24 protein-coding genes are annotated in these 21,549 nt (G+C 34.9%); 11 read left to right on the top strand and 13 right to left on the bottom strand.

The features are described 5' to 3' along the window. Positions 1–92: 92 nt before the first annotated feature. The 4 genes from ACOCEA_RS07890 (at position 93) to ACOCEA_RS07875 (ending at position 4,301) form a co-directional block, all read left to right on the top strand. Complete coding sequence (locus ACOCEA_RS07890) at positions 93–674, top strand: YdeI/OmpD-associated family protein (RefSeq protein WP_420755683.1); 582 nt, start codon at positions 93–95, stop codon at positions 672–674. Positions 675–806: 132 nt separating this feature from the next. Next, entirely contained in the window at positions 807–1,574 is a 768-nt protein-coding gene (locus ACOCEA_RS07885) for a CDP-alcohol phosphatidyltransferase family protein (RefSeq protein WP_420755682.1), read from the top strand. A 32-nt stretch (positions 1,575–1,606) separates the two neighbouring features. After that, complete coding sequence (locus tag ACOCEA_RS07880; RefSeq protein ID WP_420755681.1) at positions 1,607–3,037, top strand: amidohydrolase family protein; 1,431 nt, start codon at positions 1,607–1,609, stop codon at positions 3,035–3,037. Positions 3,038–3,056: 19 nt separating this feature from the next. Further along, positions 3,057–4,301: a metal-dependent hydrolase family protein gene (locus ACOCEA_RS07875; RefSeq protein WP_420755680.1), complete on the top strand. Its 1,245-nt coding sequence runs from the start codon at positions 3,057–3,059 to the stop codon at positions 4,299–4,301. Positions 4,302–4,327: 26 nt separating this feature from the next. On the opposite strand, the gene ACOCEA_RS07870 is transcribed toward ACOCEA_RS07875, so the two are convergent. Both ACOCEA_RS07870 and ACOCEA_RS07865 read right to left on the bottom strand, forming a co-directional pair. Further along, entirely contained in the window at positions 4,328–4,900 is a 573-nt protein-coding gene (locus ACOCEA_RS07870) for a sugar O-acetyltransferase (protein ID WP_420755679.1), read from the bottom strand. A gap of 12 nt (positions 4,901–4,912) precedes the next feature. After that, positions 4,913–5,341 (bottom strand): PH domain-containing protein, encoded by a 429-nt coding sequence (locus tag ACOCEA_RS07865; protein WP_420755678.1) that lies wholly within the window; start codon positions 5,339–5,341, stop codon positions 4,913–4,915. Between the two features lie 701 nt (positions 5,342–6,042). On the opposite strand from ACOCEA_RS07865, the gene ACOCEA_RS07860 reads away from it, so the two are divergent. From ACOCEA_RS07860 to ACOCEA_RS07845, 4 genes are all read left to right on the top strand, one after another. Beyond that, positions 6,043–6,768 (top strand): DUF2490 domain-containing protein, encoded by a 726-nt coding sequence (locus ACOCEA_RS07860; protein ID WP_420755677.1) that lies wholly within the window; start codon positions 6,043–6,045, stop codon positions 6,766–6,768. An 89-nt stretch (positions 6,769–6,857) separates the two neighbouring features. Further along, on the top strand, positions 6,858–7,448 hold the full coding sequence (locus tag ACOCEA_RS07855; protein ID WP_420755676.1) for a superoxide dismutase family protein: 591 nt from the start codon (positions 6,858–6,860) through the stop codon (positions 7,446–7,448). 71 nt (positions 7,449–7,519) lie between these two features. After that, positions 7,520–8,056: an RNA polymerase sigma factor gene (locus tag ACOCEA_RS07850; RefSeq protein ID WP_420755675.1), complete on the top strand. Its 537-nt coding sequence runs from the start codon at positions 7,520–7,522 to the stop codon at positions 8,054–8,056. Beyond that, a complete protein-coding gene (locus ACOCEA_RS07845; protein WP_420755674.1) occupies positions 8,057–8,854 on the top strand; it encodes an anti-sigma factor in 798 nt (265 codons plus the stop codon). A gap of 238 nt (positions 8,855–9,092) precedes the next feature. On the opposite strand, the gene ACOCEA_RS07840 is transcribed toward ACOCEA_RS07845, so the two are convergent. Both ACOCEA_RS07840 and ACOCEA_RS07835 read right to left on the bottom strand, forming a co-directional pair. After that, on the bottom strand, positions 9,093–10,151 hold the full coding sequence (locus ACOCEA_RS07840) for a VOC family protein (RefSeq protein WP_420755673.1): 1,059 nt from the start codon (positions 10,149–10,151) through the stop codon (positions 9,093–9,095). After that, positions 10,144–10,845: a glycosyltransferase gene (locus ACOCEA_RS07835; protein WP_420755672.1), complete on the bottom strand. Its 702-nt coding sequence runs from the start codon at positions 10,843–10,845 to the stop codon at positions 10,144–10,146. Before ACOCEA_RS07835 ends, ACOCEA_RS07840 begins: the two co-directional genes overlap by 8 nt. A gap of 212 nt (positions 10,846–11,057) precedes the next feature. Between ACOCEA_RS07835 and ACOCEA_RS07830 the strand changes: the two genes are divergently transcribed. Both ACOCEA_RS07830 and ACOCEA_RS07825 read left to right on the top strand, forming a co-directional pair. Beyond that, positions 11,058–11,846, top strand: coding sequence for a DUF547 domain-containing protein (locus tag ACOCEA_RS07830; RefSeq protein WP_420755671.1), 789 nt, complete (start codon positions 11,058–11,060; stop codon positions 11,844–11,846). A gap of 112 nt (positions 11,847–11,958) precedes the next feature. Then, on the top strand, positions 11,959–14,220 hold the full coding sequence (locus ACOCEA_RS07825; RefSeq protein WP_420755670.1) for an efflux RND transporter permease subunit: 2,262 nt from the start codon (positions 11,959–11,961) through the stop codon (positions 14,218–14,220). Between the two features lie 364 nt (positions 14,221–14,584). Here ACOCEA_RS07825 and ACOCEA_RS07820 read toward each other — a convergent pair whose 3' ends face one another. The 3 genes from ACOCEA_RS07820 to ACOCEA_RS07810 form a co-directional block, all read right to left on the bottom strand. Beyond that, a complete protein-coding gene (locus tag ACOCEA_RS07820; protein WP_420755669.1) occupies positions 14,585–15,862 on the bottom strand; it encodes a tetratricopeptide repeat protein in 1,278 nt (425 codons plus the stop codon). 85 nt (positions 15,863–15,947) lie between these two features. Continuing rightward, a complete protein-coding gene (locus ACOCEA_RS07815) occupies positions 15,948–16,721 on the bottom strand; it encodes a DUF4331 family protein (RefSeq protein ID WP_420755668.1) in 774 nt (257 codons plus the stop codon). Positions 16,722–16,743: 22 nt separating this feature from the next. Continuing rightward, positions 16,744–17,454, bottom strand: a complete 711-nt coding sequence (locus ACOCEA_RS07810; protein ID WP_420755667.1) for a DUF4331 family protein — start codon at positions 17,452–17,454, stop codon at positions 16,744–16,746. 274 nt (positions 17,455–17,728) lie between these two features. On the opposite strand from ACOCEA_RS07810, the gene ACOCEA_RS07805 reads away from it, so the two are divergent. After that, the gene (locus tag ACOCEA_RS07805; protein ID WP_420755666.1) at positions 17,729–18,922 is read left to right on the top strand and encodes an LETM1-related biofilm-associated protein; all 1,194 of its coding nucleotides are present in this window, start codon (positions 17,729–17,731) and stop codon (positions 18,920–18,922) included. Positions 18,923–18,996: 74 nt separating this feature from the next. Here the strand turns inward: ACOCEA_RS07805 and ACOCEA_RS07800 are convergent, their stop codons facing one another. The 6 genes from ACOCEA_RS07800 to ACOCEA_RS07775 are packed head-to-tail and all read right to left on the bottom strand — an operon-like array spanning position 18,997 to position 21,501. Beyond that, positions 18,997–19,752, bottom strand: a complete 756-nt coding sequence (locus ACOCEA_RS07800; RefSeq protein WP_420755665.1) for a LytR/AlgR family response regulator transcription factor — start codon at positions 19,750–19,752, stop codon at positions 18,997–18,999. Positions 19,753–19,796: 44 nt separating this feature from the next. Beyond that, a complete protein-coding gene (locus tag ACOCEA_RS07795; protein WP_420755664.1) occupies positions 19,797–20,171 on the bottom strand; it encodes a 2TM domain-containing protein in 375 nt (124 codons plus the stop codon). A 1-nt stretch (position 20,172) separates the two neighbouring features. Next, positions 20,173–20,505, bottom strand: a complete 333-nt coding sequence (locus tag ACOCEA_RS07790) for a 2TM domain-containing protein (RefSeq protein WP_420755663.1) — start codon at positions 20,503–20,505, stop codon at positions 20,173–20,175. Positions 20,506–20,544: 39 nt separating this feature from the next. Next, positions 20,545–20,868, bottom strand: coding sequence for a 2TM domain-containing protein (locus ACOCEA_RS07785; RefSeq protein WP_420755662.1), 324 nt, complete (start codon positions 20,866–20,868; stop codon positions 20,545–20,547). Positions 20,869–20,870: 2 nt separating this feature from the next. After that, the gene (locus ACOCEA_RS07780; protein ID WP_420755661.1) at positions 20,871–21,173 is read right to left on the bottom strand and encodes a 2TM domain-containing protein; all 303 of its coding nucleotides are present in this window, start codon (positions 21,171–21,173) and stop codon (positions 20,871–20,873) included. Between the two features lie 49 nt (positions 21,174–21,222). Next, on the bottom strand, positions 21,223–21,501 hold the full coding sequence (locus ACOCEA_RS07775) for a 2TM domain-containing protein (protein WP_420755660.1): 279 nt from the start codon (positions 21,499–21,501) through the stop codon (positions 21,223–21,225). Positions 21,502–21,549: the final 48 nt, after the last annotated feature.

The following is a 21,549-nucleotide window of genomic DNA, read 5'->3' as shown; positions in this document are numbered from 1 at the left end:
GCGCTAAAAATACCATTAGGAATGGTATTTACCAACAGAATTTATACCTAAGATTGTATTTTTATGAAAATTTAATATAAAATACAAAGATTGTGTCAACTATTCCAGAGTTATACTTTCAAAAAGACAGTGAATTTAGGGTATGGCTACATGATAATCACTTGACATGCAAAGGAATTTACCTCATATTTTATAAGATAGATCATGAATCTCAAAGTATGAGATGGGAAGAAGCAGTGCGTGTTGCCCTTTGTTATGGATGGATAGACAGCACCGTTAAAAGTCTTGGGAATGGGAAAAGAAGACAATATTTCTGTCCCCGAAAACCAAAAAGTGTTTGGAGTAAGGTCAATAAAAATTATATAAAGGATTTACTAAGGGATAACAAAATGCATGAAAGTGGATTATCCGCTATTAAAATAGCTAAGAATAATGGTTCCTGGATAGCGTTGGATGATGTTGAAAATGGCATTATACCAGATGATTTAAAAAAAGCCTTTGATAGTAATATATTGGCATTCAGCAACTTTGAAGAATTTACTAGAGGGCAACGAAAAAGTTACTTATATTGGTTAAACCAGGCGAAAAGGTTGGAAACGAGGCAAAAGCGCATTTCAGAAATAATACAACACTGTGAAGACAATTTAAAATATAGAAACGGTGGTAGTAGATAAAGACTTTTAAAAATTGTGAGCTAACCTTCTAGCATGTGAATTGTAAATAAAACATTATTTTTATAATGTATTTAAACGGTGTGCCAAGCTAACGTGTTCTCGTTATTGGTTTTTCCCTTAAATTCACTTTAAATGTCCAAGCTACCTGAGGAACACCGTTTTTTGGATTTATCCGATTACGGCAGACCACTTGCCATTCAAATAGCCAACGTCCTAAAAACAACCTCCCTAACCCCAATACACATTACTATTGGTTTTATTATATGTGGCCTAATAGCCATTGGTTGCTTACTTAAGGAACATTACGGACTAGCATTTCTTTTTTTAATACTAAAATCAGTCCTTGATGCTGCCGACGGTGAATTGGCTCGACTTAAAGAGACACCCTCACATACAGGTAGGTATTTAGATTCTATTTCTGATATCATCCTTAACCTAATACTGTTCTTGTCCATTTGGTATATTACCAACGGATTTATTGTACTTACCATAATTTCATTTTTATGTTTACAATTACAGGGCACACTTTATAATTACTATTACGTAATACTTAGAAATAGGTACCATGGTGATACTACCAGTAGGGTTTTTGAAAACAAAAGTCCTAAAGCCCTGAAAGGAGAAAGTCAGCAAACAGTAAACATTATGTTTAAAGTCTATTCTTTTTGCTACGGTTTTTTTGATAAAATAATTTATAGATTAGATAAGAATGCAGCTAAAGACAAACGCTTCCCAAATTGGTTCATGACTGCAGTTTCTTCATTTGGATTAGGGTTTCAATTATTGCTTATTGGTTTAATGCTCACATTTGGTTGGCAGCATTATATCATTCCTTTTTTCATAGCCTATTCCATAATGATATTGGTATTTATTATAACTAGACAATTCTTGAATCGGTAATTCTTTTTACCTTTCTGTTTTAAGCTATTTCTATGCATCATAAAACTATCATTCATTTAAGTTATATTATCATTTTCTTCTTCCTTTGGATAAGTTGCTCTGAAAATTCCAAACCTGCATACGATTTAAAAATCCACAATACTCAAGTAATTAATTTACAAACGGGTTCCATACAAAACCTTGATATATTTATCAATGAGGGCAAGATTGTGAAATTGGATAGCGTAAATACTGTGACGAACACCAACGCTCTTCAAAATGTGGATGGTACTGGAAAATACACATTACCAGGATTCTGGGACAATCATGTACATTTTAGAGGTGGTGATAGTTTAATTTTAGCGAACAAAAATTTCTTAAAACTTTTTCTGGCCAACGGTATTACTACAGTAAGGGATGCTGGAGGTGATTTGACTACTTCTGTAATATCATGGAAAAAAAGTATAGAAAATGGTAATTTAGACGGACCTACCATTTTTACCTCTGGCCCAAAAATTGATGGCCCAAGTGGCTCTTGGGCTGGTTCTCTTCAAGTGACCGATGATGTCAGCATTGATATCGCATTGGATTCCTTGGAAAAAATTCCTGTTGACTTTGTAAAACTTTATGATAGCAAAATTTCAGGCGATGCCTATTTGAAAACTATTGAAGCAGCAGAAAATAGAGGGTTGATTACCTCGGGACACATGCCTTTTACGGTTACCTTGGAAGAAACCATTTTAGCTGGACTAGATGCCGTAGAACACTTATACTACATTATGAAAGGCTGTTCTGGCAATGAACAGGAAATTACTGCCAAATTAGTGAAGAATGAAATGGGCTTTTGGGATGCTATGCCACTTTTGCAAAGCACATATCAAGACAGTATTGCAAAGCGCACCTTTAACCAACTGAAATCCAATAATGTATTTGTGGTCCCAACTCTGCATATTGGCCATACTTTGAGTTATTTAGAGGAAAACGACCATAGTAAAGACCCTTATTTAAATTATATGTCAGCAGCTATCATAAAGACCTATGAAGGTAGAATAAACCGAGTTAAATATGCTACTGCCAAAACTATAGCCGACAGAAAAGCTTTGGATAGTTTTTTTGGGGAATTGGCATTAAACTTAAATAAATCTGGGGTTTCCCTATTGGCTGGTTCCGATAGTGGTGCCTATAACAGTTTTACATACCCTGGGGTTTCTTTGCATAAAGAATTGGAAGCTATGGTCTCCATTGGTATTTCTCCTTTAGAAGCACTTAGAACATCTGCATACAACGGAAGTAAATTCCTTAAAAAAGATAATGATTATGGCGAAATATCAGAAAATAAAATAGCGGACCTAGTTCTGTTAAATGATAATCCGTTAAAGGATATAAAGAATTCAAGCGATATCTTTATGGTAATTAAGAAAGGGAGGTATTATAATTCAAAGCAATTGGATTCATTACTGAAATCGGCTGTTATTAAACCATAATACATTAAAATTAAGACAAATGAAGTATCTGCTAATTTTATTCCTAAGCTATAGCCTAACCTTAACAAGCCAAACACTACTTCAGCCGGATAGGGTATTTGATGGAACAGAAATGCATGAGGGCTGGGTGGTACTGGTAAATGAAAATAAAATCCATTATACCGGCCCTGTCACTACCATTCCAAAAACTAAAATAGCTGAAATAATAGATTTGAAGGGTACAACCTTACTACCTGGTATTATTGAAGGGCACTCACATCTCTTATTACACCCGTACAATGAGACAGAATGGAATGATCAGGTATTGAAAGAATCACCTGTAGAAAGAGCTATCAGAGGCACGGTACATGCAAAAAACTCCTTGATGGCAGGCATCACAACAATGCGGGATCTAGGTTCTGAAGGTGCTGGTTATGCAGACGTATATCTCAAAAAAACTATAGACAATGGCATTGTAACAGGCCCCAGATTATTGGTTGCCGGACCTGCAATTGTTGCTACAGGAGCTTATGGACCTAAAGGCTTTCATGATGGGGTAAGTACCCCATTAGGCGCTGATACCGCAAGTGGGGTAGCGCATTGCATTGAAACCGTGCGAAAACAAATGGGCAATGGGGCAGATTTCATTAAAATATATGCCGATTATAGATGGACACCCGGAGCTGATTCCCAACCTACTTTTTTACAGGAGGAAATTAATGCCATGGTTGCCACTGCAAAAAGTGCAGGAAAATATGTGGTTGCCCATGCCAGTACACCAGAAGGCATGAAAAGAGCAATTGAAGGTGGCGTAGAAACCATTGAACATGGTGATGGTGGAACATTGGCTATTTTTAAAATGATGAAAGAAAAAGGTATTGGGTACTGCCCCACCCTAGCTGCTGGGGACGCTATAACCCAATATCGCGGGTGGAATAATGCCACTGAGCCAGAACCAGATCGTATTCAACAAAAACGAAAATCCTTTAAAACAGCTCTAGATTCTGGTGTAAATATTGTTTTTGGTGGTGATGTAGGTGTCTTTGCACATGGCAAAAATCACAAGGAGATGGAACTTTTGGTAGATTACGGTATGTCTCCATTGGCTGTACTTAAAGCGGCTACATCAGGCAATGCAAAAATATTTCACTTAGAAGATTTAGGGAATTTAAAGGAGGGGTACCTTGCCGATATCATTGCGGTAAAAGGCAACCCTTCTAATGATATCAACAGAATGGGAGATGTAATGTTTGTAATGAAAGATGGCGTGGTCTATAAAAAGTAATGTGTTTTCCCATTACCAAACATTTTTCAAAGTTCGCTTCTAATTTTACAAGGATTGCCAAAAGCCAAGACATTATCTGGTAAACTTTTGGTTACTACACTACCAGCACCTATAGTGACATTATGACCAATAGTTACGCCAGGAAAAATCACTGAATTTCCACCAATCCAAACATTATCACCAATATTTACTGGCTTTGTTGATGTCAAATAGCGAGATCCTATGCCTTTCCCTATAATTCGTTCTGATGCTTTTAAAGGATGACTTGCAGTATAAATTTGCACGTAAGGCGCAATTAATCCATTTTTTCCAATAGTTATTTTATTATTGTCCAAAAACATACAATTCGTATTTACAAATGTGTTTTCTCCAATTGAAATATTTTCGCCATAGTCACAAAAGAAAGGTGATTCAATCCAAACTCCATTCCCTTTAAATTCTAATAGTTCCGCTAAAATCTGTTCTCGCTGTACCACTAATTCCGAATCAATATTGTTGTACTTTTTCAATAATTTACGCGCCTTATGATACATTTTTATCAATTCCGAATCTCTAGAATCATAATACACTCCTTTTAACATTTTATCTTTTTCAGTCACGAGTTTGGTTGGTTATTCCGTTATTTTTATTTCATTATTCAACTCAAGTATTTTTTCGATAAAAGATTCATTGGTTTTGGGGCTTATATAAATTTCATTATGCTTATCATATTTTACTCTTAAACCATTTCTTGCAGTTGCGTATTTTAAACCAATCCATGGTGGGTTTCCTTGTCCAATTTCTGTAATTCGTCCAAGGCTTATTTTTCCATTAAATGGCCCACATCTATAAATAAACTCCGTTTTGGTCAATTCATAGTTCGTTCCGAAATACAACCAGAAAAAAAATCCTATAAATATAGGAATAGGGATCAATGTCCAATATTTGCACTCGTCCATTTCTTCAGTAACCAGACCGATAATGGCAATTGAGAGTAATAAGGCAATTAGTCCAAGAATAACTGAGCTAAATACTATGTCTTTTCGGCTTTGGAATTTCATTTTGTCAGCTTTTGGTTTTGAGTAAGCTACGTAGGGTGTAAAAAGCGCCAATTTTTTCAATAAACCCAGACCATTAAATTTAGCCTTTTTGCTCTATTTTCTTACACTATAATTTCATTTTCTAAGTTTGAATATTGGCTTCAATCTACATTAAGGGTAAATTATTTTAATGGATATGTAGCATTTGAGTTGAAAAGTATCGTCTTTAGTCGTTTTAAAGCAGAATTATTGCACCTAGGATTTCGAAAACTACCAGTTCTGTACATGCATTTTTCCCAATTGGCATTTTGTATTTAAAACTTGCATAAATAGACCACTTACCAAGCACATCAATTGTTGCATCGGTCAAAACCAATCAAATTAAAATACCAAACGTTTTAATCTGCCAAGAGCGTACTACCCAGCTTTCCAACAACCTATTGGTAGTAGATTTGGAGCAGAAGTAACGGGATTTAAAGCAAAAAAAAACAGTAACATAAATTAATAGGCATTCAGAAAAAGATTCTATTCAATTTGATTTTTATGTTGGGGATAGATTAAATTGTACTTTACAATACTAAACACCTAAAAAGAAAGGAATCCACAGAATTTATTGGAAAATGGAAAGAATATCATGAAGGTATAGAGGCATTAAAATTGTCTACTTTTAAAGGAAACAAAGAACTTTACTTTTAACCGTAATACAACAGTAAACAAATAAAATGAACAAATTATTTTTAGCATTTATATTGACTATATGTACCTTAAAACTATCTGCTCAAGAAACCGGAGAAGATAAACTAGGTAGTTGGCATATGTATTTTGGGACCAATAGAATTTCAGATAGGTTAAGTATACATTCGGAAGTTCAGCTTCGCTATTTTGAACAAGCTAAAAACTTTAATCAATTATTACTGCGTACCGGGTTAAACTATCATATTAACCCAAATGCCACTGCTACCGTTGGGTATGGGTATATTGATACTGATCCAACTTTTGTAGAAAGTCCTAGAGAGTCAAACCTGGGTGAACACCGTATTTTTGAGCAATTTATTATAAAAAACAAGGTCTCTGAGTTCCTTTTTGAACATCGATATCGTTTAGAACAACGCTTTATATCGCAAACAAATATACGTAGTGACCCAGAAGAAGATTTAAGCAGAACAGAACACAGGGCTCGATATAGATTACAGGTAACCTTGCCACTAACCAATATTTTCTTTCTAAACTTTTATGACGAAGTGTTCTTAAACTTACAAGGAAATGCGTTTGGCCAAAATCGCTTGTATGCGGCTTTAGGCATTAAAGTTACAGAAAACCTCAGTGTGCAGATGGGCTACTTAAAAAACCATTTCACTTCCACTGATTATGACCGATTACAAGTGGGTGTATTTTATAACCCGGACTTAAGAACCCTATTTAAAAGGAAAGAGAAGAATCGAAATTAGGGATAAGGTCAAAATCATTTTGATATGAGTTCATATACCCCGTAGATTTTCTTAGTTTTATACTTCTTAATATTTAAACAAAATAAAACATGAAAAAAATTATACAAATTTCTTCAATAGCGCTTGTGGCGATAACTGTATTTAGCTGTAAAGATTTAAAAAAAGGAGCTAAAGATGGTATGGAAGAAGCAGAAGAAACTATGGAGGAAGTAAAAGAGGAAATTGCGATGGAAAGCATTTCATTTATGATGGAACCAAAAAGTGATAGTAACGTTACTGGGGAAGTAACTTTTACAAGTGAAGGTGGAACTGTAAAGATGAAAGCTAATTTAATTGGTTTATCAGAAGGTGAGCATGCCATACATATTCACCAGACAGCCGATTGCTCCGCTGCCGATGGCACATCTACCGGAGGGCACTGGAACCCTACCAATGAACCCCATGGTAAATGGGGAGCGGCTGAAGGTTACCACAAAGGAGATATCGGTAATTTTGTGGCAGATGCAGACGGTAACGCTACTATTGAATTCTCAACAGACCAATGGTGCATTGGATGTGATGATGAAAACAAAAATATTGTTGGCAAGGCGGTAATTGTGCACCAAGGTGTTGATGACTATACTTCACAGCCTAGTGGCGCTGCTGGTGCAAGAGTAAGTTGCACGGGTATTATTCAGTAAGAAAAAAATAGTGAAGAAAAAGCTACTCTTTGAAGTAGCTTTTTCTATTTTTAGAAAGAAAATTACAATTTATGCAATTAGAGGTTTTGGTAGAACAATTTCAAAAGAAGGATGCTTCCGCTTTTGAAAAACTCTATGGCATGTATTCTGAAAATATATGCGGTGTGATCAACACCATAGTTAAGGATGATGTGCTCTCACAAGAGATTTGCCAAGATGTTTTTATTAAAATTTGGAACAATTCCTCTAATTATAACTCATCCAAGGGTCGCTTCTTTACCTGGATTCTGAACATCGCCAGAAATGCAGCCATCGATGAAATACGCAGTAGGTCGTATAAAAATCAAAAAAAGAACCTTTCCATAGACTACTTCGTAGGTATTTTGGATAACAGTAATGAAGAGGATAGTACTTCTTTTGACACTAAGGGTTTAAGAAAATTAGTGCAAAATCTAAAAGAAAAATGTGTTCAGATAATTGAGTTACTTTATTTTAGGGGATACACACAAAAGGAAGCTGCGGAAGAACTGGAAATTCCAGTAGGTACCGTTAAGACAAGAAATAGAAGTTGCATTTCCCAATTACGGGAAAATATGGATGCGAAGTAAATGGATGTTCAAAACTACATAGCGTCGGGAATACTGGAACTTTATGTTGCCGGGGTACTTTCAGAAAAGGAAAATCTGGAAATAAGCACCTATGCCAAGGAATATCCAGAAATTCAAAAAGAAATTATTGCCATAGAGGAAGCTATATTAGCCTTAAGCAGCAGGGCAAATACAGTAATTCCTTATGGTTTTGAGACTATCAAAGGAAAAATAGACCTAACTGAAACCAAGGTTATTCCATTAACAAAAGGAAGGGCCAACTGGACGCAATATTTAGGATGGGCAGCATCCATCCTATTGGCAATTGGATTGTTTTGGGTGTATGACCAAAATAAAGAGCTGAAATCTGAAATGGAGGTGGTTGTACAACAAAACATACAATTAGAACAACAAATAGCAGATTCTGATTCTTCATTAGAGAATACAAAAGTATTATTAAGTACCATTAGGGATAAAAACATAACGGTTGTTCCTTTAGGTGGACAAGAGATTTCACCAACATCCTATGCTAAGGCATATTGGAATAAAGAAGAGCAAAAAGTATTTATAGACGCCCAAGGATTACCTGAACCACCAGCTGGTTTTGTTTATCAAGTTTGGTCCCTTAAACTATCCCCAACCTTAACACCAACTAGTGTTGGTCTTTTAGCTGATTTCACTTCAGATGAAAATAAAGTTTTTTCATTGGAAAATCCAAATGAATCTGAAGCATTCGGTATAACCTTAGAGCCGGTAGGAGGTAGTGAATCACCAACTTTAGAACAATTATATACATTAGGTATTGTATCTGCCTCTTAAGTTTTAGGTATTTATTAGATTTTTTCTAATTTTTTAGCCATGGATTTAAAGAATTTTTAGGCACCGTATAGAACACATCTTGAAATTGAAGGTCTTGTATTTGCAGCAATTTTATTTGGGAATTTCACAGACACTATAATGGTACTTATTGTTTATGGTGTTCTAGGTGCCATATTTTTCTTGTCAGGAATAGGGCAAATCCCTAATACCAAAGCAAAAAATCAATTTAAGCCTTTTGTTAAATATTCTTTGAAATTTTATGTAAGCGCAGTGTTTTTACCAACCATTTTGGTAAAGGTTTTTCTGGATTTCTTTTTTTAAGATTTAAAAACAGGCCCATGGCTTTTATGATGGGAACCTTGTGTGTTTCCACAAACTCTATTAACGTACCATCTGGATCTTCAATATAACTAAAATGCCCTGCTGCATCTCCCATATCAAAGCTTTGGGCACTATCTACTGTAAATGGATGGTTTAAATGAGCGGCCTTATCTCGCAGTATATCCATACCCTGCACATCAAAACAAATATGAATGTACCCTAGATCACCCCAAACTCGGTCTTTATATATTTTAACTGCTTCCCTGTCCAACGCCTGTAGCAACTCTATCTGTGTTGGTCCCAATAATTCACCAAAACCACCAATTTTAGGCCTGGAATGTTCTAGGATTACCTGTCTAAATTTTTCTGATTTATTAGCGGTAGCACTAGTATTGATTTCTATTGATCCATCAGAAATCACATTTTTATACCCTAGTAATTTTTGATAAAATTTCAATGACCTTTCCATATCCGAAACACCGATAATCACTCCTAAAACCCCTCCATTATACGTGTTGGATTTTGAAAAGGAATACCCATCTTCAACTACTTCAACATTATTTCCCCATGGATCTGTAAAATAAAATCCAACCTTTGTGCCATTACTGTCCAAAATCCCTAAATAGGGCAAATTAATTTTTTGAAGTGCGGCATGACTAGCATGAATATCAGCAGATCTTAATTTCATGGCATTTATACCAAAATCACCAAACCTAACCGGAGTTTTAGGTGCCACGGGAATACGGTCTTTAAACTGCCATATTTCCAATCCACCACCACCTTTCATATTTAAGGAAAGATAGGCATCCCTTCGTTCTGCTTTCCCATTGGTATATTTTGTCATTAGAGAGGCGGTAGCTTCATCCCTAAACAAGAGAATATCAAATCCAAGATATTTTCTATACCAATTAAATACTTCTTTGGTATTGGACACCCCCAAACCTATTTGTTGAATACCGTTTATAATTTCAACCATTATATGGGGTACGTATTAATTTGTCGTGCAGCGATTTTAATTTTCGGCTAGAATAGCCCATTTTAAATAATATTACCAACAAAAGATTAGAAAGGTTTACGCGGAGGTATGAATTACTTTCGTATTTTCTAGCAGAGACTACAAGGTCTTTTTTAACAATGGTATAAGACACTTTATTTTCCTTCATTCTCCTAAAAAACTCAAAATCCTCCATTACCAATTGCTCCTCATTAAAGCCCTTCAAGACATTGAAAATATCCTTTTTAATGAACAGGCATTGGTCTCCTCCTCCGGTAAAAATACCATCCTTAGAGGTAAAGGATGCATTAATTTTAAGTAATGGACTCTCTTTGTCAAATTTATAGGAAAAAAAACCTGCATCATAATTTTGGGAAATGGTACTTCTAATATCTGTTAAAAAAGAGCAAGGTGGTTTTACATCAGCATGTAAAAAAACGAGTATATTACCATTTGCCAACTTAGCAGCCTCATTCATTTGTGCAGCCCTACCCTTTTTGGCACAGGTGATAAAATGAATATTCCTATTTTCAAATTCAATGTACTTATTTTCGCTCTGTGGGGAGAGGGCTACAAATATCTCTGCAGTATCATATCCTTCATAAGTTTTTAGACTGCTTAAAAGCAGGGTTAAATTTTGCTTTTCCTTATGTGCAGGGATAATTATAGTTATCATATAAAAAATGCATTGTTTATTTTAAACTATTTGAAATTTCTCACTAAAACAAACGTGTTTATAATATACTAAATCTACGTAGAAAAGGTACTAAGGGTTTCATTTAATAAACATAAACACGACCGAACTTTGAAAGTTTAATGTTCTTTTACGACTCAAAAGACAAACCATTTACCTTAGTTTACGTAGGTATGTTACTTAAAATAATAAATATGAAAAATATAAATGTCTTTTTTTATACTCTGCTAATATCGTTTTTTGCTTGTAAAAGCGACATTAAAGCGCAGGTTGCAACTAACAGCCCCGATGATTTTAATTCGCTATCTGAAGATTTTCTGAATCAATTAAAAGATAATAAAGACACTGGGGAAATAGAAGCTAAAATTGCTAATGCTGATTTAGTTGAATTAGAAATAGCTCTAGATACAGATGCGAAAAGACTAGCATTTTGGGTAAATATTTACAATGGCTATATTCAATTAATACTTAAAAGAAATCCAGAACTTTATAAGGATAGGGCTGCTTTTTTTAAGATGGATCAATTACATATTGCCGGTGAACATATTTCTTTTGCAAAAATAGAACATGGTATCATTAGAAAATCACAATGGGAATATGGACTAGGAATGATCCGGAAATGGTTCCCAAACAAATTTGAACGTAAATTACGTGTAGACAAGAGGGACTACAGAATACATTTTGCGTTAAACTGTGGTGCAAAGGACTGTCCACCAGTTGCAATTTATGAATGGGAAAGGTTAGATGAACAGTTTGAAAAAGGAACAAAAAAGTACTTAGAACGAACCACTTCTTATAATCCTGTTACCAAGGAAGTTTCAGTTACTTCATTATTTAATTGGTTTAGAGGAGACTTTGGTGGTAAAAGTGGTATAAAAAAGATTTTAAAGGATAAAGGACTTATACCAACTACCGATGGAGCAGACCTTATATATAAAAACTATGACTGGACTTTAGATTTGGAAAATTTTATTGCGTTGTGAAATTAGCCCTAACCAAAACTCTTTTAATAACTTAGCATTAGGCAATAAAACTTTAGTATAACAATATGCCCAAGTTTGATTAATTTGCACCCAATTTGACAAAAACGAACGTTTGGCATCCCTTATAAAAAGACTTCCTTTACTAAAAAGTCTAGGTATCTTAATTTTTATTGTTCTTGGAATACTTTCGGCATCTGTCCTAGGTAATCTAAAATTCTCTTTTGATTTTAGCCAATTTTTTCCAGAAGAAGACCCAGAATTGGCTTTTTATGAAGACTTTACCAAAGAATTTGGCACAGATGATAATTTTCTACTAGTTGCCATTGAAAATAAAAACTCAGTTTTTGAAAAAGATTTTTTGAATAAATTTCATGAATTTTCAAAAGCCAGTAAGGATTTTGAATTTGTTACCGCCAGTGCTTCCCTTACCTCATTATCCTATCCACTAAAAACATCTTTTGGGTATACAAGCTTACCCATAATACATGTAGAAGAACCAGAAAACTATAGCAAAGACTGGAAAAAAATAAAAGAGGATTCCATCTTCATTAACATGCTTATCAACGAAAAGGCAAACTCCTTAGTCGTGGCCTTACAGACCGATGATAATTTAGACTATAAACAGTCTGAAGTGTTATTAAACCAGGTAAGAACAGCTCTTAAAAACAGCCAATTAAATCAATATCACCTATTAGGAAGGGCTTTTTTTTACGAAGCCATAGTAGATATGCAAAAAAATGAAGTACTAAAGACCACTATTATTGCCGCTGTTTTAGTGTTTATCATACTGGTATTGGTGTATAGAAGTTTACCTGTAGTTCTTATTTCGGTTTTGTCCATTGCGTTGTCATTATTACTCTTTATGGGCCTACTGGCCATTCTTGGGAAGGAATTAAATGCCATGGCGGCATTCTATCCTGTTTTAATGCTAATAGTAGGTACCTCAGATGTTATTCACCTAACCGATAGTTTTATAAGAAAACTGCAAAACGGGCGTGAGCGGTACGGGGCAATAGTATCATCATTAAAGGAAGTAGGCCTCACTACACTTCTAACCTCCGTAACTACTGCTATTGGGTTTGTTACCTTGCTTTCCTCCAGATTGGTAAGTATACAGGATTTTGGTATTAATGCAGCTATAGGCGTTATAGTAGCCTATGTTACTGTAATTTTATTTACTGGGTCACTTTTAATCAGTGTGCCGGAGAAAAGATTACTAGGTCAAAAAAGTGTATCAAAAAAATGGATTGGTTATTTGTTGGGTATCAATACTTTCACCAAAAACTATCCAAAAAGGATTATTTACGGCACCATTGTATTTACCATTTTTTGTGGTTTGGGAATAGGTTTGATCAGTACAGATAATCAATTTAAGCAAACTCTTCCCAACGACAGTAAAATTGCGAATGACTTCGAGTATTTCCAAACCAACTATGCCGGTTTTAGACCTTTAGAAATAGCCATTCTTGTACAAGAAGGATACAAGGCTACCGATTTTGCAATCGCAAAGGAAATTGAGCAGCTAACAAGCTTTCTTGATAAAATTAAAAGTATTGGCAATATTCAATCCCCGAATTTCGTGTATAAGATCATTAATAAGGCCAATAACCTTAACAAGGCAAGTTTCTTTAAACTACCTGACGATGCCACAACTTTTGCACGATATAAAAAGGATGCGAATAGGTTAGCACAAAATCAATTAAAACAGTACGTTAACCAATCTGGAAAAATAGCACGAATAAATGGAAGGTTACAAGATATAGGTACAGATAGTTTAAAGCTTATCTATACAAAAATAGAATCATTTGCCAAGCATACCTTGGATACCACCAAAATTAAAGTGAAGGTTACCGGTAAAAGCAAATTATTGGATAAAAATTCAGAATATATAAGGGCTAGTCTTTTAGAAGGCCTTTTTTATGGTCTACTCTTAATTGGCATACTAATGGCCATTGTATTTAAGGACTTGAAAATGTTCGTTATTTCTTTAATACCCAATCTTTTGCCTATTTTATTTTCTGCCGCTATATTAGGATTCCTGGGTATACCGTTAGAAGCATCATTATCCGTAGTCTTCGCCATAGTATTTGGAATAGCCGTAGATGATACTATACATTTTTTAGCAAAGTACAAATTAGGCATATCGCAAGGACTTACCCAAGAACAGGCAATGGAAAAAACATTTTCCCAAACGGGCCGAGCTTTGGTAATAACCACAATAATCTTATTTTTCGGGTTTATGGTACTGTTATTTTCAATACATCAACCCAGCAGAACTATAGGAATAATTATAAGCGTTACCCTAGTCACCGCATTGGTACTGGATCTAATCTTGCTACCTGTACTAATTAGGAAACTAATACTTACTAAATAATTGTGTTTTTTTGGTTTAAGGTTCTTTGTAGAGAACGATAGGCCAAAATACTTTTACCTACCATAACCGCCATAGCGACAATCCATAAGGAGAATAGAATATAATCCATAACTAAAGTAATTTAAAAAAGTAGTTGGTTTTGGTTAAATTCAAAAGATTGAATTAATCATTGGGCTATTAATTTATTCAACCTTGCGCTTCATCGATAAATATATACATTTCATCTATACGCTTGTTAAAAAAAGACTAATTTTCGACGAAATACACGGGTTGAGACAAAAAACGCCATGATCTAATGATCATGGCGTTTCCATAAAACAATCCAACCTAAAACAAACCGGGTGTAAAAATAAGTGGGCAATAATTACAATTCCTGGATTTGCTTTTCCATATTAGGACCTAGCTCATAAAGAGCGCCTATTAATTCTCCTTTTAGTTCTTTTACCTTTTCTAATTCATTATGGGCCTTATATACCTCGGCAGCATGGTATAAAAGAATAGGTTCAAACGTTTTATTTACAACATATGTATCTATGATTTCTTTAGCCTTATTCTTATCACCCTTCTTTAGATAACTAAAGGCCAACCAGCTATATGATTCTGGTGTGGGTCTATTTTCAACCTCCCTTTGTGCCAATTTTATCGCTTTATCAAACTGATTTGTTTCATCAATAAACAAACTAAGGTTATACCCATTATACATTTCACCATAATCTGGATTTTTAACATTTAAAAAGTAATGGTCTAAATTTTGGAGTCTTTTAATATCATCACCCAAGTAGTCTGCTATTTCCGCTTTTAATAAGAAATAATCCGGTGCATTATAAGACATGGTAACAGAATCTAAGATTCTAAGAGCCTCTTCCGGATTTTTATCTTTGGAAAATACTATCCAGGCTATACCTTTTTTAGCATAGGCATTGGTAGGGTCTATTTCCAAAGACATTAAATAGTGCTCATAGGATTCGTCTATACGGCCTGCATGACCGTAATAATCGGCCAAATTGGTATAACTCCATATCATAAGCTCTTTATTTTTGGAGGCTTCAGCTATATTTTTAGCCTTCTCCATAAATTTAATTGTAGTATCTAAATCTCCTTTGTAATCGTTCCATTTAGATAACCTGATTAGATATCCAAAATCAGTCATGTTTTTAATACTGTCCAGATATTTTTCTGCTGTTCCATAGTTGCCAAGTTCCATATGAACATCAAATAGCAAGCTTTGGGTTGCACTTAAATCACTACCAATAGCTTTAGCTTTCTCAGCATCTACCAATGCCTCTTTAAATCTATGTTGTGATATGTAATTTCTGGCCAATGCCCTATGATATCCGGCCCTACCCACAGCCGCTATTTCTACAGCTTTCCTAAAACTTTTCTCCGCCTTCTTTAAGTATTGGATATCACCGGTATTTTTAAAATATCTATTGTATTCGCCACCAACCACACCAAAACTGGTTAATTGCATACTATCAGGCCTAATTTTTGAATTCCAAAGTTCAAAATACTTGGACGTAGTTTTAATAGGGTTCACAACTAAATATTTGTCATAATCTTCTTTTTGTGCTACTGAAGAACCATTTTCAGTGGCACAAGAAATGAAAAACATCAACGTAATAAGATATAATATAGGTTTCATGGATGTGTTTTTTGTTGGATGAAATTAGAATGATTAAAATATGGGAGAGCATTAAAGCCCTCCCATATGCTCCTTTTTCATAGACTTATTCAGGAGCTCCCAAATAAGGGAAAGTTGTTGATATATCGGCGGTAAGCCCAACACCATCTGATGTTAATCTTGGTAAATCTGATACACCATCCATATCTGTATCTTGACCACTAAAACGATCACCTTCCATACCTCCAAATAAAAGAATCAAGGAAATATCAATTATATCATCTTGTGGTGTCCTACCTGTTAATGCCACCTCATCACCATCTGGCACTAAAATTCTGCCATCCATGTCATTATCCGTTCCAGGATTGAAATACGTTGTTGGCAAATCGGGAGCAACCTCCAACACATCAGCCGCTAAATAACCGGTTAACGTTGCAGCATCAAGTCCTAGGATATTGTTCTCATAATTCACATCAGCCGGATCAGCGCCTAACAAAACTGCATATACATCATGGTATTGCTCTAACCTAGCTTCAAATCCTGCTTGAAAAGCAGCACTCATTTCAGAGGGGATTGCCATATTATGGGCATCTTTTGTTGCGTCATCAGCACTAAGTACGGTATTGATCCCGGGTCGCCCCATAAAATCTACTTGGGCATATATACCTGTAAAATCTGGCATCATAGGTTGCATACTGTCATCTTCACAGGGCACACAGGAAGTGCCACCACAATCAACTCCAGTTTCATTACCATTCATGATACCATCACTACATGTTGCTTGAAGTCCAGATTCATAATTGTCATCGTTATCACAGGATGACAAAGCTGCCACCGTATAAAGTGATAAAAACATAATTTTAATAGTATTTAGTCTCATTTTATTTCTTTTTAAAGGTTTCTTATTGTTTTGCATTTGTAGTTACCCAAGTCTTATATACGGTAAGACCTAAAGCGTTCTGAGCAGTGGTTTCCCCTAATAAACTGTTTGGCAATTCTACCACGATAGACATGGTATTCGCACCATCAAAAGTGTCTACGCCTGTTGTATCGTCATCATCCGTACTCATTGGATTTCCAGCTGGCTTAAAACCTTCTGGTGCCATGCCTCCAATTACTGCATTGAATTGAAAAAAGTCAAAGAAAAAAGCATCTTGTCTGGGTCCGGCAAATAAGGAAACCCCGTCGGTAGTCGTCTCAACTATTGCTGTTTCTGCTGAAATATCTACAGAACCTAAAGGACTGCCTACCAAAACTTCACTGCTTGTGCCCGTAGATGAAGGTACCGCCGGTCCAAAAAAATACATTTTACCATCTCTTGGAATGGCTTGAATAACGAGGTCTTCTACCAAGTCCCCATCGGTATCAATATTTATTTCCGTTAAGATGTTCTCATCAAATGTACCATATGCTAAATCTGGCAATACATTGGATTGCAGATCCACCGCAAAAACAGTGTTATTAGAACCCTCAGAAGGTTCAAAAGCATAATAATCAGCAATATCGGCCGTAGTTCCCATTGAACCTGGAGCATCGATATGATCCGCTGCCACTAATAAGGCCCCAACAATGGCTAGTGCCCCAAGACCAAAAAACAATTTTGATTTTTTCATTTCTATTTAATTTTTAGATTAGAATCACCCTTATTTACGGGACATTGTTTGAAGGGTTTGGTTTGAAATGTTAAAAAAAAGTTAAACCAGTAATCAGAGGATGTTTGACTTATAATCTTCGTAAATGATTATTTTTCAGACGGTTAATTAGAATCCGTTTTTTAAATAATTAAAAAGAATTTCTATTTATCATTGATTGTACTATGGAAATTAATGGAGTTGGAATTTTAATTTTATCATTTACTTAACTTTACCACAGATAAAATAGCTTACTATGAACCCTTCCGCCACTGGCTGGATAGAAAAATTTGGATCGCTTGTTACCAAGCATCAAAGTCTATATCCAAATTTTGAAAAGCTATATATAGACTTAAAGGAAAATGGTTTTGTATATGGAATTAATGTTGGTATACCATCCTTCATAACTCCCAATCATAAACTATCCGAGGACGAAAAAGGAAAAATAAATCTTTTAAGTGCTCTATACTTTACCTACCAGCTAGAAACCTTACAAACCGACTTCCATAGTTTTGTTGAGGAAATTTTTAAATTTTATAAAAGTTTAGAAGTTAATACCGTTTCTTTTTTAGGCAAACTGTTTACGGGTAGCAAAACATCAAATAAATTGGAGAAGGTTTTAGAATCCAGAGTTTATCTAGAAGACAATATTATTAGTAAAACATTTAATAGTTTCATTACCAATTCTCTCTTATTTGTAGATGTTCTTTTATTCAGAACCTATTTAACAAACACAAAGAACATAGTACAACATGCCCAACGACTAGAGTATTTAGCCATAAACATTACTTATCACGCTTTAAATTCTAAAGAGATGAATAAAAAGGATGAAAAACTGGCACAGCTCTTAGCCTCATCCTTAACATATATAACCAGCGAATCAAAACAATTTGATGGGTCTTACAGGAAACAACTTTTGGCCAATGAATCTATTTGGGAAAACCAATACCTTTTAGATATGGCATGTCTTACCGTTTGGGAAGACCATTCTTTGGAATACCAAGAATCTGAATTCATCTATGGCATTGGAAAAGACCTAGGTTTAGAAGACGAAGTCATTCGTACATCACTGACAGATGTCACACATTTTTTTGCCAAAAATTCTGCAACCATACCTATTCTTAAGGAACAAAATTTGGCCGTACAGTTTTATGATAGTATGGGAAGATTAGTTAATAGGCTAATTTTAAGAAATAGCAAAAGACTCCAAAAAGAACTGTCTGAAAGTGCTGAACTGGTAACCCTTTTATCTAAATCTACGTTAAGGGACCTATCTGAAGAAGAACGAAAAAAAGTACAGGAACAGTTGTTGGATATTTTTAAAAGTATACCTTCTTTGGCAATTTTTCTTCTACCGGGCGGTGCGGTTCTCCTCCCAATTTTTATAAAATTAATTCCCAAATTATTACCATCATCATTTGATGAAAATCGGATTGAAAAAACTGAGTAAAGTATCAGTTTTAAGGATATAGATAAAATTTATACTAAATTACAAATAACTCCTTTTCAGCTATTTAATTAATATTACTCCAACCATAACTTAAAGTCTTTTACACGCTCCCTGCTAACTATAATTTCCTGTTCAGAAAAGGTATTTAACTTAATTTGAAGTCGAGAATTGGTGTATGAAATTATATCTTTAATATGATTAATATTGATGTAGTGTCTACGACTTACCCTAAAAAATATTTTAGGTTCCAATTCATTTTCCAAATGCTCTAACGTGGTATCCAAAAGGTAGTTTCTACCGTCAGTCGTTGCTGCGTAGGTACCTTTGTTTTCACTATAAAAACATTCCACCTCATCTGCATTTATAATTTTTAGATGCTGTCCTACCTTGGCGGTAAATCTTTTTTTAAACTCTCGCTCAATGGGATTTACCAGAAGGTTTTTAATATCCTCAAAATCCAACGATAATTTTTTGAACTCCGGCTTTAAGGATCTATATTTATTTACGGCACTTTCCAATTCCTCATCATCTATAGGTTTCAGCAAGTAATCTATGCTATTGAGTTTAAAGGCCTGTAATGCATATTCATCATAAGCAGTGGTGAATATGATGGCACTTTTGACTTCTACAATGTCAAATATTTCAAACGATAGACCATCGGATAACTGTATGTCCAAAAAAATAAGGTCGGGGTGCTGGTTCTCTTTAAACCATGCAATGGATTCTTCCACAGAATGCAACATGGTAGAGACTTCTACCTCCAATTCCGACAATAGCCTTCCCAATCGCCTTGCGGCCGGTTTTTCATCTTCTATTATTATTACGTTCATTTTATTGCTTTGCTTTCTAAGTAATTAAAGGTGTTAAATTTAGACTATTGCTTTTTGATTTCGTTTTCTTCATTTTCCCTTAAGATCTTCTCCAATTGTTTTTCTTCCCACCTTCTAAGGAATTCCGGTTTTAATTCTTTCCAAGACTTAGACTTTAGTTTAAATACATATAGTCCATGTATCGCCAATCCTATTCCCCAAAGTAGGGGTGTTCCTATAATATTTATACTAAACCAATTAGTAAAGTTGGCAGATTGCATCCAATCATAATCGCCTTTGAACCATTCAAAAAGATTCAGCTTTACAAAAAGCAACACTACGTTCACAATACTATAGACCCTCAGGTGACGATAGAACTTTTTCATATCGTTGACCCGTTCTTGGGCCTTTAAAAATTTTAACGATTGCTTTGATTCCATTTCAACTAAATTTTTCCTTATCTCTTTTATCCTTATCCATAATTTTTTTCAATTGACGCTCTTCCCATTCTTTAGAAAAAATGGTTTTAACAGAGAATACTTTTACCCCATGTAGAAAAAGGCCTATTCCCCAAAAAAGCCAAGTTGCCAACGTACTGAAATGCAAGAAAGGCCCCATAAAATATTCGCCATAATAGGCGTTACCTATTATTTTCATTAATGTAATCGCAGTATTTATGATTAAATATACCGTGAGATGCGTATAAAAGCCTTTTATTTCAGCTATTCTTTTACGTGCTCTATCTAATCTTTCTTTTTCGCTAGTATCTACCATTAGTTATCGTCTTGATTATTTGAAATGCCCTTCCCTTTTTTACTTGAATTTTTGGGCCTCACGTTTGTCCTTCTCAATATATTTTTGAATTTGACGTTCTTCCCACTCTTTCGAAAAAATAGGATTATAGGAGAACACCTTCAAGCCATGAAAAAATAAACCAATTCCCCAGAAAAACCATACCGCAAACGTTCCAAAATCCAGCACATCCACAAAATCTGATCCATTATTCATCCTACCTATTATGGTAGAGATAGTAATAAAACTATTTACCCCGATGTAAGCGGCTAAATGCCAGTAAAATCCTTTTAATTCCTTTAGCCTTTCCTTGGCCCTTTCCATTTTTTTATCCTTTCTTTCCATGGTTATCTCCATTTTTCTTGTTCTTCATCTTCCTTCATTAACTCGTTCATCTTTCTGGTTTCCCAGTCTTTTCCTAGAATTGGATTGTACCCAAATACTTTCACTGCCTGGAATACCAACCCAATTCCCCATCCAAATGCGGCCCAAAGAAACCACGGATAATTCCATTGATCTAACCAGTAATTTACACCAGCCAAAAAGGCAATGAATAGTACATAGGAAAGTAGGCTTGTGTAGAATTTTTTTAGGTTGTCTACCCGTTCCTTTGCTCTATAATATTTCGTTTCTTTATCTCTGTGTGTCATGATAGTTACGTTTGTTGATGATAAGAATCACTTAAAGATACTTTTTTCCTTAAAACTCCTCACCATTCATAAATTCCCTAATTTTACGTTCTTCCCAATCTTTGCCTAATATGGGGTTATACCCATAGGCATTTGACCAATGTCCCACCAATCCTATTCCCCACCCTATTGCAGGAAAAATGGCCCAAGGAAAACTTGTAGTATTGTAATTTACCCATACTAAAAAAGGTATCACTAGGCAATATGCCAACAGGTTGTTGTAAAATGATTTAATTGCATCCACCCTTTCTTTTGCTTTTCTAAACTTGTATTCGTTTGAAGTATTCATAATTTATCTTTTTAGTGAGTATGGCCCCATGGTTATTTTTTGTGTATA

Source organism: Maribacter luteocoastalis (assembly GCF_048890225.1).
Classification (GTDB): domain Bacteria; phylum Bacteroidota; class Bacteroidia; order Flavobacteriales; family Flavobacteriaceae; genus Maribacter; species Maribacter luteocoastalis.
The sequence above is the reverse complement of the archived record's forward strand: the minus strand, read 5'-3'. Positions and strand labels throughout refer to the sequence as shown.

Coding starts and splice junctions, on each gene's coding strand:
- ACOCEA_RS07885 (WP_420755682.1), top strand. CDS start 807: ATGTCCAAGCTACCTGAGGAACACCGTTTTTTGGATTTATCCGATTAC.
- ACOCEA_RS07880 (WP_420755681.1), top strand. CDS start 1,607: ATGCATCATAAAACTATCATTCATTTAAGTTATATTATCATTTTCTTC.
- ACOCEA_RS07875 (WP_420755680.1), top strand. CDS start 3,057: ATGAAGTATCTGCTAATTTTATTCCTAAGCTATAGCCTAACCTTAACA.
- ACOCEA_RS07865 (WP_420755678.1), bottom strand. CDS start 5,341: ATGAAATTCCAAAGCCGAAAAGACATAGTATTTAGCTCAGTTATTCTT.
- ACOCEA_RS07860 (WP_420755677.1), top strand. CDS start 6,043: ATGAACAAATTATTTTTAGCATTTATATTGACTATATGTACCTTAAAA.
- ACOCEA_RS07855 (WP_420755676.1), top strand. CDS start 6,858: ATGAAAAAAATTATACAAATTTCTTCAATAGCGCTTGTGGCGATAACT.
- ACOCEA_RS07850 (WP_420755675.1), top strand. CDS start 7,520: ATGCAATTAGAGGTTTTGGTAGAACAATTTCAAAAGAAGGATGCTTCC.
- ACOCEA_RS07845 (WP_420755674.1), top strand. CDS start 8,057: ATGGATGTTCAAAACTACATAGCGTCGGGAATACTGGAACTTTATGTT.
- ACOCEA_RS07840 (WP_420755673.1), bottom strand. CDS start 10,151: ATGGTTGAAATTATAAACGGTATTCAACAAATAGGTTTGGGGGTGTCC.
- ACOCEA_RS07835 (WP_420755672.1), bottom strand. CDS start 10,845: ATGATAACTATAATTATCCCTGCACATAAGGAAAAGCAAAATTTAACC.
- ACOCEA_RS07830 (WP_420755671.1), top strand. CDS start 11,058: ATGAAAAATATAAATGTCTTTTTTTATACTCTGCTAATATCGTTTTTT.
- ACOCEA_RS07820 (WP_420755669.1), bottom strand. CDS start 15,862: ATGAAACCTATATTATATCTTATTACGTTGATGTTTTTCATTTCTTGT.
- ACOCEA_RS07815 (WP_420755668.1), bottom strand. CDS start 16,721: ATGAGACTAAATACTATTAAAATTATGTTTTTATCACTTTATACGGTG.
- ACOCEA_RS07810 (WP_420755667.1), bottom strand. CDS start 17,454: ATGAAAAAATCAAAATTGTTTTTTGGTCTTGGGGCACTAGCCATTGTT.
- ACOCEA_RS07805 (WP_420755666.1), top strand. CDS start 17,729: ATGAACCCTTCCGCCACTGGCTGGATAGAAAAATTTGGATCGCTTGTT.
- ACOCEA_RS07800 (WP_420755665.1), bottom strand. CDS start 19,752: ATGAACGTAATAATAATAGAAGATGAAAAACCGGCCGCAAGGCGATTG.
- ACOCEA_RS07795 (WP_420755664.1), bottom strand. CDS start 20,171: ATGGAATCAAAGCAATCGTTAAAATTTTTAAAGGCCCAAGAACGGGTC.
- ACOCEA_RS07790 (WP_420755663.1), bottom strand. CDS start 20,505: ATGGTAGATACTAGCGAAAAAGAAAGATTAGATAGAGCACGTAAAAGA.
- ACOCEA_RS07785 (WP_420755662.1), bottom strand. CDS start 20,868: ATGGAAAGAAAGGATAAAAAAATGGAAAGGGCCAAGGAAAGGCTAAAG.
- ACOCEA_RS07780 (WP_420755661.1), bottom strand. CDS start 21,173: ATGACACACAGAGATAAAGAAACGAAATATTATAGAGCAAAGGAACGG.
- ACOCEA_RS07775 (WP_420755660.1), bottom strand. CDS start 21,501: ATGAATACTTCAAACGAATACAAGTTTAGAAAAGCAAAAGAAAGGGTG.